Source organism: Streptomyces sp. FH025, from assembly GCF_017427025.1.
In the GTDB taxonomy this organism is placed as follows: Bacteria; Actinomycetota; Actinomycetes; order Streptomycetales; family Streptomycetaceae; genus Kitasatospora.
This window is the reverse complement of the sequence record NZ_JAFLNG010000164.1, coordinates 1-12,504: the sequence shown is the minus strand read 5'-3', so window position 1 is coordinate 12,504 and position 12,504 is coordinate 1. Positions and strand designations below refer to the sequence as shown.

At 72.8% G+C, this 12,504-nt stretch carries 12 protein-coding genes; 6 read left to right on the top strand and 6 right to left on the bottom strand.

Annotation, left to right across the window (positions count from 1 at the left end; all coding sequences use genetic code 11):
• The first annotated feature begins 9 nt into the window (after positions 1–9).
• From J0670_RS14475 to J0670_RS14460, 4 genes are read left to right on the top strand one after another with little or no spacing between them, the layout of a single operon-like run.
• Complete coding sequence (locus J0670_RS14475; RefSeq protein ID WP_207811965.1) at positions 10–1,296, top strand: class I SAM-dependent methyltransferase; 1,287 nt, start codon at positions 10–12, stop codon at positions 1,294–1,296.
• Entirely contained in the window at positions 1,293–2,552 is a 1,260-nt protein-coding gene (locus J0670_RS14470; RefSeq protein WP_207811964.1) for a cyclopropane-fatty-acyl-phospholipid synthase family protein, read from the top strand. Before J0670_RS14475 ends, J0670_RS14470 begins: the two co-directional genes overlap by 4 nt.
• Entirely contained in the window at positions 2,549–3,388 is an 840-nt protein-coding gene (locus J0670_RS14465) for a DUF1295 domain-containing protein (protein WP_207811963.1), read from the top strand. Before J0670_RS14470 ends, J0670_RS14465 begins: the two co-directional genes overlap by 4 nt.
• Positions 3,385–4,698, top strand: a complete 1,314-nt coding sequence (locus J0670_RS14460; RefSeq protein WP_207811962.1) for a deoxyribodipyrimidine photo-lyase — start codon at positions 3,385–3,387, stop codon at positions 4,696–4,698. The genes J0670_RS14465 and J0670_RS14460 overlap by 4 nt, the downstream gene beginning before the upstream one ends.
• Before the next feature lie 154 nt (positions 4,699–4,852).
• Here the strand turns inward: J0670_RS14460 and J0670_RS14455 are convergent, their stop codons facing one another.
• Both J0670_RS14455 and J0670_RS14450 read right to left on the bottom strand, forming a co-directional pair.
• Complete coding sequence (locus J0670_RS14455; protein ID WP_207811961.1) at positions 4,853–5,599, bottom strand: anti-sigma factor domain-containing protein; 747 nt, start codon at positions 5,597–5,599, stop codon at positions 4,853–4,855.
• Positions 5,596–6,180, bottom strand: a complete 585-nt coding sequence (locus J0670_RS14450) for a sigma-70 family RNA polymerase sigma factor (RefSeq protein WP_207811960.1) — start codon at positions 6,178–6,180, stop codon at positions 5,596–5,598. Before J0670_RS14450 ends, J0670_RS14455 begins: the two co-directional genes overlap by 4 nt.
• Positions 6,181–6,456: 276 nt before the next feature.
• Here J0670_RS14450 and J0670_RS14445 point away from each other — a divergent pair, with 276 nt between their 5' ends.
• The gene (locus J0670_RS14445) at positions 6,457–7,950 is read left to right on the top strand and encodes an SDR family oxidoreductase (protein ID WP_207811959.1); all 1,494 of its coding nucleotides are present in this window, start codon (positions 6,457–6,459) and stop codon (positions 7,948–7,950) included.
• A 257-nt stretch (positions 7,951–8,207) separates the two neighbouring features.
• Here the strand turns inward: J0670_RS14445 and J0670_RS14440 are convergent, their stop codons facing one another.
• Positions 8,208–9,011: an exodeoxyribonuclease III gene (locus J0670_RS14440; protein ID WP_207811958.1), complete on the bottom strand. Its 804-nt coding sequence runs from the start codon at positions 9,009–9,011 to the stop codon at positions 8,208–8,210.
• A gap of 289 nt (positions 9,012–9,300) precedes the next feature.
• Between J0670_RS14440 and J0670_RS14435 the strand changes: the two genes are divergently transcribed.
• Positions 9,301–10,083, top strand: a complete 783-nt coding sequence (locus J0670_RS14435) for a GntR family transcriptional regulator (RefSeq protein WP_207811957.1) — start codon at positions 9,301–9,303, stop codon at positions 10,081–10,083.
• A 98-nt stretch (positions 10,084–10,181) separates the two neighbouring features.
• On the opposite strand, the gene J0670_RS14430 is transcribed toward J0670_RS14435, so the two are convergent.
• The 3 genes from J0670_RS14430 to J0670_RS14420 form a co-directional block, all read right to left on the bottom strand.
• Entirely contained in the window at positions 10,182–11,345 is a 1,164-nt protein-coding gene (locus tag J0670_RS14430) for an ROK family protein (RefSeq protein ID WP_207811956.1), read from the bottom strand.
• A gap of 248 nt (positions 11,346–11,593) precedes the next feature.
• The gene (locus J0670_RS14425) at positions 11,594–11,923 is read right to left on the bottom strand and encodes a hypothetical protein (RefSeq protein WP_207811955.1); all 330 of its coding nucleotides are present in this window, start codon (positions 11,921–11,923) and stop codon (positions 11,594–11,596) included.
• A gap of 123 nt (positions 11,924–12,046) precedes the next feature.
• Positions 12,047–12,504 (bottom strand): hypothetical protein (locus J0670_RS14420; protein WP_207811954.1); only part of this gene is annotated, 458 nt, incomplete at its 5' end.

Here is a 12,504-nt window from a genome sequence, read left to right as displayed (position 1 = left end):
GCCCGCCCCATGACCACCACGCTTCCCCCGGTAGCGGTGCCGGCGCCCCGCGTCGACCCCGCGCGCTGGCCGGACGTCGCACGGGTGCCGAACGTGCCGCTGCGCGCGGCCGTCGCCGCACGCCTGCTGCGCCGGGTGGCTCTGCGGCGCGGCCTGAGCGTCGAGCTCCCCGACGGCCGCACCCTGCGGCCGGCCCCGCCCGGTGCGCCGGTCCTGCGCCTGCACCGCCCGCGTGCCTTCTTCCACAGGGTTGGCGAGAGCGGCCTGATCGGCTTCGGGGAGTCCTACCAGGCCGGCGACTGGGACAGCCCCGACCTGGTCGCACTGCTCACCGAACTCGCCACCGCCCCCGAGACCCTCGTGCCGACCGGCGCGCAGTGGCTGCGCCGGCTCTACGTCCAGCGCCCGCCGGACGAGGAACTGTCCACCGTGGCGAACGCGCGGCGCAACATCCACCGGCACTACGACCTGTCGAACGACCTGTTCGCGCTCTTCCTCGACCCGACGATGACCTACTCCTCGGCCATCTTCCCGACCGGCCCGGGCCGTGCACCGGTCGCCACCCGCGACGGCCTGCCATCGGCCCAGCACCGCAAGATCGACCGGCTGCTCGACCTGGCCCGGGTCGGCCCCGGCACCCGGCTGCTGGAGATCGGCACCGGCTGGGGCGAACTCGCCCTGCGCGCCGCCGCCCGCGGCGCCCACGTCGTCAGCCTCACCCTCTCCGAGGAACAGCTCGCCCTCGCCCGGCGCCGGATCGCCGACGCCGGGCAGGAGCAACAGGCGGAGATCCGGCTGTGCGACTACCGCGCCGCCGAGGGCCAGTACGACGCCGTGGTCAGCGTCGAGATGATCGAAGCCGTCGGACGGCCGTTCTGGCCGGAGTACTTCGCCACCCTCGACCGGGTCCTGGCGCCCGGTGGGCGGGTCGCGCTGCAGGCGATCACCATGCCGCATGACCGGATGCTGGCCAGCAGCCGCACCTACACCTGGATCCTCAAGTACATCTTCCCGGGAGGCCTCATCCCGTCCGTGCGGGCGATTGAGGAGACCGCCGCCCGCCACACCGGACTGCGGCTCACCCGCGCCGACGCCTACGGGCTCCACTACGCCGAGACCCTGCGCCTGTGGCGCGAACGCTTCACCGAACGCTCCCGGCAGGTTGAGGCCCTCGGGTTCGACGAGGTCTTCCGGCGAATGTGGGAGCTGTACCTCGCCTACTCCGAGGCCGGCTTCCGCACCGGCTACCTCGACGTCCACCAGATCCTCCTCGCCCGCGACGACGTGATGGCATGAAAGCGGCGGCCCTAATCGACACGGCCCTCGGCCGGCTGCTACCCGGGCCGTTGCTGTTCCGGCTCAAGGCATGGGACGGCTCCGCCACCGGCCCCGAGGGCGCCCCCGTCGTCGTACTTCGCCATCCCAGGGCGGTTCGACGGCTGCTGTGGCAGCCCGGCGAAATCGGCCTGGCCGAGGCGTACGCCTTCGGCGAACTCGACGTCGAAGGCGACCTCAAGTCCGCACTGACGCAGGTCCGCAGGGCCATGGCCGGGCGGCGCCCCGCCGTCCCGGGACCGAGGGCCTGGCCCGGCCTGCTGGCCACGGCGGGCCGGCTCGGCGCGCTCGGGGTGCCGCCGGCAAGGTCGGCCGGGCGTGCGGTGGTCGGCGGCGCGCTGCACAGCCGTGCCCGCGACCGCGCCGTGATCAGCCACCACTACGACCTGTCCAACGACTTCTACGCCCTGCTCCTGGGCCCGGCCATGGCCTACTCATGCGCCTACTACACCCGCGGCCAGCAGGACCTCCAGTCGGCGCAGGAGACCAAGTTCGACCTGATCTGCCGCAAGCTCGCGCTGGAACCCGGATCCCGGCTGCTGGACGTCGGCTGCGGTTGGGGCGCGCTCGCCCGCCACGCCGCCCGCCGATTCGGGGCCCGCGTCACCGCCGTCACCCTCTCCGAACACCAGCACCGCTGGGCGACCGACAGCATCGCCCAGGCCGGGGTGGCGGACCTGGTCGACGTCCAGCTGCGCGACTACCGGGACATCGAGTCCGCCGCCTACGACGCGATCAGCTGCGTCGAGATGGGCGAGCACGTCGGCAAGGACCAGTACCCGGCCTTCGCCGCCCGGCTGCGCACCCTGCTGCGCTCGGGCGGGCGCCTGCTCGTCCAGCAGATGTCACGCGGCTCCACCGCACCGGGCGGCGGCGCCTTCATCGAGACCTACATCGCCCCCGACATGCACATGCGCCCGGTCGGGCAGACGGTCGACCTCATCGAAGACGCCGGTCTGGAGGTCGTCCATGCGGAGGCGATGCGCGAGCACTACGCCCGCACCATCGACGCCTGGCACGACACCCTGCGCGATCGCCGGGCCGAGTTCGTCTCCTCGGTCGGGCGTCCCACCGTGCGGCTCTGGGAGTTGTACCTGGCCGGCAGCTCGCTGGCATTCGCCGAAGGCCGGATGGGCGTGGACCAGATCCTCGCCCGTCGCCCCGGCGGCCAGCCGTCCACCGTCCGGCCCGCCGACTGGTACCAGGACCTGCCGTGAACGCCGCCGCCTTCGCCGTCAACCTCGCCGTCACCGCCACCGCCGCCCTCGCCGTCCTCCTGGCCGCATTCGCGGCCGGGGTGCGCTCCGGACGCCACCGGAGCGTGGACGTCGCCTGGGGGCTCGCGTTCACCGCCGTGGCGCTGAGCGGCTACGTGCTCTCGGACGGTCACGGGGATCCCGGACGCCGGCTGCTGGCCACCGTCCTCGTCACCGTCTGGGGCCTGCGGCTGGCCGGGCACATCTGGTGGCGCTCCCGGGGCACACCCGAGGACCCGCGCTACACCCGGATGCTCTCCCGCGCCCCCGAAGGCCGACCCCGCACCTGGTACGCGTTGCGGATGGTCTACCTGCTCCAGGCAGCCCTCGTCTGGTTCGTCTCCCTGCCAGTCCAGGCCGCCCAGTACGTGCCGTCCCCGCCCGGCGCGCTCGCCTGGGCGGGCACCGCGCTGTGGACGGTTGGCCTGTTCTTCGAAGCGGTGGGGGACTGGCAGCTCGCCCGCTTCAAGGCCGACCCCGCCAACCGGGGCCGGATCATGGATCGCGGCCTGTGGCGCTACACCCGCCACCCCAACTACTTCGGCGACGCCTGCGTGTGGTGGGGCCTGTTCCTGCTCGCCGCCGACAGCCCGATCGGCTGGGCGTTCGTCCTCAGCCCGCTCCTGATGACCTGGTTGCTGGCGTTCGGCAGCGGCAAGCCGATGCTTGAACGCCAGCTCGGCGCTGGGCGGCCCGGTTGGGCCGAGTACGCCGCCCGCACCAGCGGGTTCGTGCCCCTGCCACCGCGCCGGCACCCGACAACCCCTGCCGCACCACCTGCGAGGCACCGCCCGTGACCGTCTCCATCGCCCTGTTCACCCAGGACCTGCGCCTGCACGACAACCCGGTCCTGCACACCGCGCACACTGTGGCCGACCAGGTCGTGCCCCTGTTCGTCCTCGACCCGGCCGTCGAGGCCGCCGGGTTCGCCGCCCCCAACCGGCTGGCCTTCCTGTCCGACTGCCTTGCCGACCTGGACGCCTCGCTGCGCCGCATTGGCTCCCGGCTCATCGTCCGCCGGGGTGCGACCGCCGAGCAGACCGCCAAGGTGGCCGCCGAAACCGGCGCAGGCACGGTCCACGTCGCCGCGGGCGTCACCGCCTTCGCCCACCGCCGCGAGGCACGCCTGCGGGCCCTGTTCGGCGACCGCCTGCACGTCCACGACGCCTCCGTGACGGTGGTCCCGCCCGGGCGGGTCGCCCCGGCGGGCCGCGACCACTACGCGGTCTTCACCCCGTACCACCGCGCTTGGCAGCAGGCCCCGCACCGCACCGTGCTGGGCGCGCCCCGGGTGATCCGCACACTGGACGGCATCGGCAGTGAGAACCTCGTGTTCAGGGGCCCGTTCTCGCCCTCCCTGCCGCGCGGTGGCGAGACCGCGGGCCGGGAGCGCTGGCGGCGTTGGGACGTCGACGCGTACGCCGACATCCACGACGATCTGGCGGCCGACGACACCTCCCGACTCTCCCCGTACCTGCACTTCGGTTGCCTGTCGGCCACCGAGCTCACGGCAAGCGCCCTCCAGCGCGGCGGCTCCGGAGCGGAGGCCTTCGTCCGGCAGCTCGCCTGGCGCGACTTCCACCACCAGGTTCTCGCCGCCCGGCCCTATGCCGCACACTGCGACTACCGAACCCGGGACGACCGCTGGCACCACGACGAGCGCGAGGCCGAAGCCTGGAGGCAGGGCCGCACCGGCTATCCGATCATCGATGCGGGGATGCGCCAGCTCGCCGAGGAGGGCTGGATGCACAACCGGGCCCGGCTGCTGACGGCAAGCTTCCTGGCCAAGTCCCTCTACCTCGACTGGCGCATCGGCGCCGCCCACTTCCTGTCCCTGCTCGTCGACGGCGACATCGCCAACAACCAGCTCAACTGGCAGTGGGTCGCCGGCACCGGCACCGACACCCGCCCCAACCGCATCCTCAACCCGCTGCGCCAGGCCGACCGCTACGACCCCACAGGCGACTACGTACGCCGATGGGTGCCCGAACTGGCCCACCTGCCCGGGCCGTCCATCCACCGCCCCTGGCTCCTCGACGGAGACTACCCGCCCCCGATCGTCACGCCCGAGGATCTCACCGCCCGCTTCCAGCACGGGCGGCCGTGACCGGGCACTACCTGCAGCCGACCCGACAACCAACAAGGGTGGTTGATCACCATCGCCGCGCTCCTGTACGGCCGGATCACCGCCGATGCACGCCGGAGGATCAGGGCAGGGTGGTGTTCCGGCCGGCGGGGGCCGCCCGGAACACCACCGGCTCTCAGGTGAACGACAAGAGCATGACCGGTGCCGTACTGGGGTGCGTCGAGCCCCCGGTCGGCTCCACGGTGACGCCGACCCCTGTCGCCCCGTCCAACGGCCCGGACAGCACCAGCGCGCCCTCCCCGCTCGGGAGCAGCCCCGCCGATCGCATCGTCCCCGAGTCGTCGAACCACAGTTGGTACGTGGTGCCCGCAGGTGGGGTGGGCATGCCGGAGGCGAGGAAAGCGGCCTGGCCACGATCGTGCGACCACACCACCGCCCCCACACCCCCTGCGCCCGCCGCGGTGCCCGTGGCCGTGCGCACGTCGGGTGCCGTCAGTAGGCCCGTCAGCCGGTCGGCCTGTGATTGGACCGTGGCCGCCCGGGCGCGCGCGTCGTCGGCCTGCTGGTGCTGCTGGACGGCGAGGCCACCGGTGGTGGCCGCGATCGCCAGGCAGGCGGCCAGAGCGAACCTCGTCCGACCGCCCGCCCGCGCGCCGGCCCGGGCCCCACCCGGCGCGGGTGCGGTCCGGGGGGCTTCCTGCCGCACGGTGGGCAGTGCGGCCATCACCCGGGCCTTGAGGGCCTCGGGCGGCACGGCGGCCTCTGCGGCCCCGAGCCTGGCCAGGGTCGCGGCGAACTCGGCCACCTCCTGGGTGCAGGCCGGGCAGTCGGCAAGGTGGCGTTCGAACTCCGCGCTTTCGGCGGGCTCGAGAGCATGCGCGGCGTAGGCCCCGGTCAGGGTGTGCAGGTCGGCGGCGCTCATGCTCCCACCCCCAGGCAGTCGCGCAGGCGGATCAGTCCGTCGCGCATGCGAGTCTTGATCGTGCCCAGCGGAGGGCCGAGGACCTCGGCAACCTGCGGGTAGGTGTAGCCGCGGTAGTACGCGAGCGTCAACGCCTCTCGCTGCAGCTCGGTCAGCGTCTTCATGCAGCGCCGGACCTGCTCGCGTTCCAGCCTGCCCTCGACCTGTTCGGCGACCTCGTCGAACGCCGGGGTGCGCGAGGCGACGGCGACGCGCTGCTCGCGGTCGACGGCGGTCTGCGCGGAGCGAACGCGGTCCACGGCGCGGCGGTGGGCGATGGTCAACACCCACGGCATCACCTCGCCGCGCTCAGCCCGGTAGCGAGCCGAGGTGCGCCACACCTCCAGCAGAACCTCCTGGACGACCTCCTCAGACTGAGCCGGATCGCGGAGGACCCGTCGCACCAATCCCAGCACCGGGCCGGCCACCGCGTCGTAGAGCCTGGAGAACGCGTCCTGGTCACCGCGCGCGACACGGGAGAGGAGTTCCTCCAGATCCGGGCCCGCCCGTCCGGGGCCCGCCAGGTGGACGACGGCGCTCATCCGCCTGCTCGTTTGCAGCGGGCGGGCGAACAACCCGGTCGGCGGACGGCACACATCGAAGGCCTCCCCGGAATGGCGGCGGGACCGGAGCACGGCCTCGGCCGGGCGGACGGTTCAGAACTCACATCCGGTCTTCGAAGCGGGCGAACGCTCGGATTGGCCGACGCGCCGACCAATCCACCCGGTCGCGGGCTCCGAAATCAAGGCGGGATCCTGGTCCCGTCGTTCCAGCCATCGGCGGGACTCGGCGCCCTGGACGTCGGACGAGGAGCAGAGATGAAAACCTTGCGACCCGACTCGAAGCGCTGCCTGGTGACCGGCGCGAGCGGCTACATCGGCGGCCGTCTGGTACCCGAGCTGCTCGTGCGCGGGTACTCCGTGCGTTGCCTGGTGCGCGACCCCGACCGGCTGCGCGACCAGCCGTGGAGAGCCGACGTCGACATCGCGGCCGGCGACGTGAACCGGCCCGAAACCCTGACAAGGGCCTTCGACAGCGTCGACGTCGCCTACTACCTCGTCCACTCCCTCGGCACCGGACCCTCCTTCGAGACCACCGACCGGGAAGCCGCACGAGCGTTCGGGGCCGCCGCCGAGGCCGCCGGCGTCACCCGGATCGTCTACCTCGGCGGTCTCGTACCCGCTGCGGTGCCCGAAGCGGACCTCTCACCCCACCTGAGGTCCCGCGCCGAGGTCGGCCGCGTCCTGCGCTCCAGCGGCGTTCCGACCGCCGAGCTGCGCGCCGCCGTGATCATCGGCTCCGGCAGCGCCTCATTCGAGATGCTCCGCTACCTCACCGAACGCCTGCCCGCGATGGTCACCCCCCGCTGGGTATCGACCCGGATCCAGCCCATCGCCGTCCGCGACGTCCTGCGCTACCTCGCCGACGCCGCCGACCTGCCGCCCGAGGTGAACCGCACCTTCGACATCGGCGGACCCGACATCCTCACCTATCAGCAGATGATGCAGCGCTACGCCCATGCAGCCGCACTACGCCGCCGCCTCATCGTCCCCGTACCCGTCCTCACACCCCGCCTCTCCAGCCACTGGGTCGGCCTGGTGACCCCGGTGCCGAACTCCATCGCGCGCCCCTTGGTCGAGTCCCTGCGTTACGAAGTCGTCTGTGGTGAGCACGACATCGCGCGGTGGGTTCCGGACCCGCCGAACGGGCTGACCGGCTTCGACCAGGCCGTCACGCTCGCCCTGCGCCGCATCAAGGACGCCGACGTCGCCACCCGCTGGTCCTCCGCCTCCCTGCCCGGCGCCCCGAGCGACCCCCTGCCCACCGACCCCGACTGGGCCGGCGGCAGCCTCTACCAGGACATCCAGGAACGCACCGTCACCGCACCGCCCGCCGCCGTCTGGCGGGTCATCGAAGGCATCGGCGGCGACAACGGCTGGTACTCCTTCCCCCTCGCCTGGGCCCTGCGCGGCTGGCTCGACCGCGCGGTCGGCGGCGTCGGACTGCGCCGCGGCCGCCGTGACCCGGCCCGCCTGCGGGTCGGGGACTCCCTCGACTTCTGGCGCGTGGAGGAGATCGAACCCGGTCGGCTGCTCCGTCTGCGGGCCGAGATGCGCCTGCCCGGGCTTGCCTGGCTCGAACTCTCCGTCACACCCGACGGCGAGCGCGGGGCGCGCTACCGGCAGCGGGCCCTGTTCCACCCGCACGGCCTGGCCGGACACGCCTACTGGTGGGCCATCGCTCCGTTCCACAGGGCGGTCTTCGGAGGCATGGCTCGCAACATCACGGAACGCTCCCTCCACGCCGACTGAACGGCCCTCCACCAGTCCGCTACCACTGCCAGGCGCCAAGCCCCTTCCGCCGGACACTGCGGTGACCTCGCAACCCGATACCCGCTACACGACTGATCAACATTGGTCGTCATTTCACTCGTCCGGTCGGGTAGGCCACGTCTACCGAAATGTTCCTGCCAATGCGGAGCTTCCGGGCATTTCACGTCATGCACCTTGATGGTGAATGCGACAAAACTGATCAAAACACTCGACGCAAACCGTCCCTAAACGCCCACTCAGAGCTCGTGGTCGTACACCACAGTGACCGGCGCGTGGTCTGACCAGCGCTCGGCATGATTAGCGGCGCGTTCTACCGTCGCTTCAAGGGCCTTGGCGGCGATGCCCGGGGTTGTGCAATGCAGGTCGATCCGCCAGCCGGAGTCGTTGTCGAAGGCGCGGCCGCGGTAGGACCACCAGGAGTAGGGGCCGGTGCGGTCGGGGTGGAGGGCGCGGACGACGTCGACGTAGCCGGCCTCGTCGTAGACGCGGGAGAGCCAGGCGCGTTCTTCGGGGAGGAAGCCGGCGGACTTCTGGTTGGCCTTCCAGTTCTTGAGGTCCTCGGGGCGGTGGGCGATGTTCCAGTCGCCGCAGACGACGACCTCGCGGCCGTCGGCGGCGGCGCGGGCGCGCAGGGCGGTGAGGTGGACGAGGAACTCCGCCATGAAGCGTTCCTTCTCGTCCTGGCGCTCGGTGCCGACCTCGCCGGAGGGCAGGTAGAGGCTGGCGACGGTCAGGCCGGGCAGGTCGATCTCGACGTACCGGCCGGAGTCGTCGAACTCCTCGGAGCCGAAGCCGATCACGGTGCGCTGCGGCTGCTGGCGGGAGAGGATCGCGACGCCGGCCCGGCCCTTGGTGGCGGCGGGCGCCCAGATCGTGTGCCAGCCGTCCAGGTCGCGCAGTTCGACGGGCAGCTGCTCGGGCTCGGAGCGCACCTCCTGGAGGCAGACCACGTCCGCCTCCGTCCCGGCCAGCCACTCGACGAAGCCCTTCCTGGCCGCCGCCCGGATTCCGTTCACGTTCACACTCGTCACCACGATCACCCGGGCAGCCTACCCAGTGCCCGAGTCCGCCCCGAAGTGTGACGCGCGGTGACGGGGGCCCGCGTCGCAGCTGTCGTGAACGCGACGTGAATCCGTGTCGCGGTCGCATCAAGCCCCGCCATTGGTCTTGACCATCTCCGGACAGAGCCCCTAGGGTCACTTACTGCAAGGACCTTTAATAAAGAAGGACGGATAAAGGCCCGCTCTCCCACCTGCCGCGACAGCGAGCGGTGGGCCCGGGTTCCGCCCTCCTTGTCGTAGGGCGGACAGCACCAGGGTGGAGGACACGGTGGGTACGACGGGACAGCTTTCGGCGGTGCCGGAACCAAAGTACTGGCACCTGCGCACGGTGCTGCTGCGGGCCATCGACTCGGAGTTCTCCACGGGCCAGGTCCTGCCGAACGAGCGCGAGCTCGCCGCCCGCTTCGGCGTGGCCCGGGCGACGCTGCGGCAGGCCCTCGACCAGCTGGAGCTGGAGGGCCGCCTGGTGCGCCGCCGGGGGATCGGCACGCTGATCGCCGCCCCGCGGGTCGGCGTCCCGGTGAGCCGGCAGGAGGAGGGCTGGCCCGGTGCCGGGCGCAGCCAGGCCTGGCGTACGGTCGACTGCACGACCGCGCCCGCCTCCGCGCAGCTGGCGCAGAGCCTGGGCATCGTCGAGGGCGCCACCGTGCACACCGTCCGTCGGGTCCGGCTGGTCGAGGGCCGTCCGATGGCCACCGAGTCGCTGCACGTGCCGGCCTCCGCGCTGCCGCACCTGCCGGGCTTCCGGGCCGAGAGCGACCGGGCCCGCTCGGTGCTGCGCCAGCTGGAGCGCCTGGAGGTGGACGGCGAGTCCCGCGCCGTCGAGCTGGGTGTCGCCGAGGCCGACGAGGCCGTCCTGCTGGAGCGCCCCCCGGGTACTCCGGTGCTGGTGATGACCACCCAGTACGCCTCCGCCGGTCGCCTGGTCGCGCTCGCCGTCTCCACCTACCGGGCGGACACCTGCAAGCTGACCTTCGGCGAGACCGGCCTGGTCGAGGTCACCCCGGTCGGTGCGGCCGGCGCGGCGGCCGAGGTCCGCACCGCCTCCTGAACCTTTTCCGACACCCTCAGGTCGAGGCCCGGACGCCCAGTCGGCGTCCGGGCCTTTGCCGTTGAGTGGCGGGTTCGGAGGGCCGCCCCGCCCCGGGCCTACGCCCGCGGCGGGTCGACGGCGAAGAGCTGGTCCTCGACGTGGTCCAGGGCCACCCGCAGGGCGCCCATCGCGACGACCTCCGAGCCCAGCGCCGCCAGTGCCACCTCGGGCGCGCGCAGGGTGAGCTGGGCCAGGCGCTCGCGCAGCGGTTCCAGCACGCCGTCCAGTCCGGCCGCCCAGCCGCCGACCACCACCAGCTGGGGGTCGATGGCCAGGACCAGCGCGGCGACGCCCTGCACCAGGCGGGTGAGGAAACGGTCCATCGCGACCTTCGCCACCTCGTCGCCCTCCCGGGCCAGCCGCAGTACGCGGGCGACCGCGGCCTCGTCCAGCGGGTTGAGCGGCTTGCCGGTGGTGGAGAGCAGGCGTTCCGGGGTGACCTCCTGCCCGAGCAGGTGGAGCGCGCCGATCTCGCCGGCCGCGCCGCCGTAGCCGCGGTGCAGCTTGCCGTTGATCAGCGAGCCGGCGCCGGGGCTGAGGCCGGCCATGACGAAGACCACGTCGTCGGCGCCGAGCGCCGCGCCCTGCCAGTGCTCGGCGATGGCGGCGAGGTTGGCGTCGTTCTCGATGATGACGGGGCAGCGGAAGGAACGCCGCAGTCGGGCGCCGAGGTCCAGGCCGGTCCAGCCGGGCATCGCGGTGCCGAGCTGGATGGTGCCCTCGCGGTCGACGATGCCGGGGGTGCCGATGCCGACGGACCACAGGTTGTCCCGGGAGATCCCGGCCTTGCGCAGTACCTCGGCGACGGCGGTGCGGACGGCGGCGAGCCGCTCCTCGGCGTCGAGGGTCTCGTCCACCGGCTTGAAGTGACTGCCCACCACCTCGCCGGTGAGGTCGGCGAGGATGACCCGGATGTCGTGGACGCCGATCTCGATGCCGAGGATGTGCCCGGCCTCGGCGCGGAAGCGGAACCAGCGGGCCGGGCGGCCTCTTCGGCCGGTGCCCGGCTGGCCGTCCTCCCGGGGCTGCTCGACCTCGGCGACCAGTCCGGTCTCGACCAGACCCTCGATCACGCCCTCGACGGTGGGCCGGGACAGACCGGTCTCGCCGACGAGCTGAGTGAGGGTCACGGAGTGGCCGTCCCGCAGCGCCCGAAGCGTGACCGCCGCGTTGATCCGCCGCAGCAGCGAGGAGTCTCCTCCGGTGAGCCGATCCGCCAATGCGATGCCCTTCGCCGTTCGCGCGACTGCACTGGCGCGCGGTGTCGAGTGCGCGGAACCCACCGAATGGCCCGCGGGGGGTGTGCCCCCGGAACGCGGCACGGGCGGCGCGGCGCCGCCCGCACGAAGGCCCGGAGGACAAGCCGGAGCCTACCCGGGTACCGACCCGGGCCGCGAGGATTCCCGCAGCTCATCCGGGCTTCGGTATCGAAATGGTACGGATCGGGTGGTGGTGCGTGACCGGGGCTTCACCGGTCGGTCACGGGTGGGCCGTACCCGGGGCGGCGGGACCGCCCCGGCCGCCACGAGCGCACCGACAGGACCGATCCGACGCCGAGCCAGGAACCGGCCGACAGGGTGCTGAACACCGAGCCGGCCGAGAGCGCGCTGAAGACGGATCCGGCCGACAGCGCGCTGAACACCGAGCCGGCCGAGCCGATCGACAGCACGCTGCCGACCGATCCGACGGAGAGCAGGGAGCCGACCGAGCCGATCGACAGCACCGAGCCGACGGAAGCGATGGAGGCGATCGAGCCCAGCGAGGCGCGGGAGCGGATCGAGCGCACGGTAGCGGCCATGGCGTTGATCGTAGTCCGCTGACGGCTGCCGTCCAGCCTTGGTCCGGACCATCGGCCGGTGAGGCGCACGGCCGGGCTCAGCCCACCCGGACGGTGCGGCTCAGCCCACCCGGGCTCCCCGGCTCAGTCCACCCGGGCGGCGAACAGCGCCTGCCCCAGCAGCCCCATCGGGTGCCCGTCCTCCGGCAGGGTGAGGACGGTCGGGCACCCCGCCGCGGTGAGCGCGGCCCGCCACCGCTCGGCGGGGTGGGCGGTCGGCCCGAGGGCGTCGCCGGTGATCAGCAGGTCGAGCTGTTCGGTGACGGGCGCGAGCAGCAGCAGCCGACCGCCGGGGGAGAGGAGCCCGACCAGCGCCGCGGCCTCCTCCTCCGGCCGTCCGGTGGTGGACAAGGCGGTGGACAAGGCGGTGGACAAGGCGGTGGACAAGGCGGTGGACAAAGCGGTGGCGACCACGACGTCGTAGCGGCCGCCGTCCGGGGCGATGTGGTGTTCGGCGTTCTGGCGGGGGCGGGCGGCCAGGGCCCGGGCGATGCCGGTGTCGGAGCCGTCGCGGTCGAGTTCGAGCACCCGCAGCGGCTCGG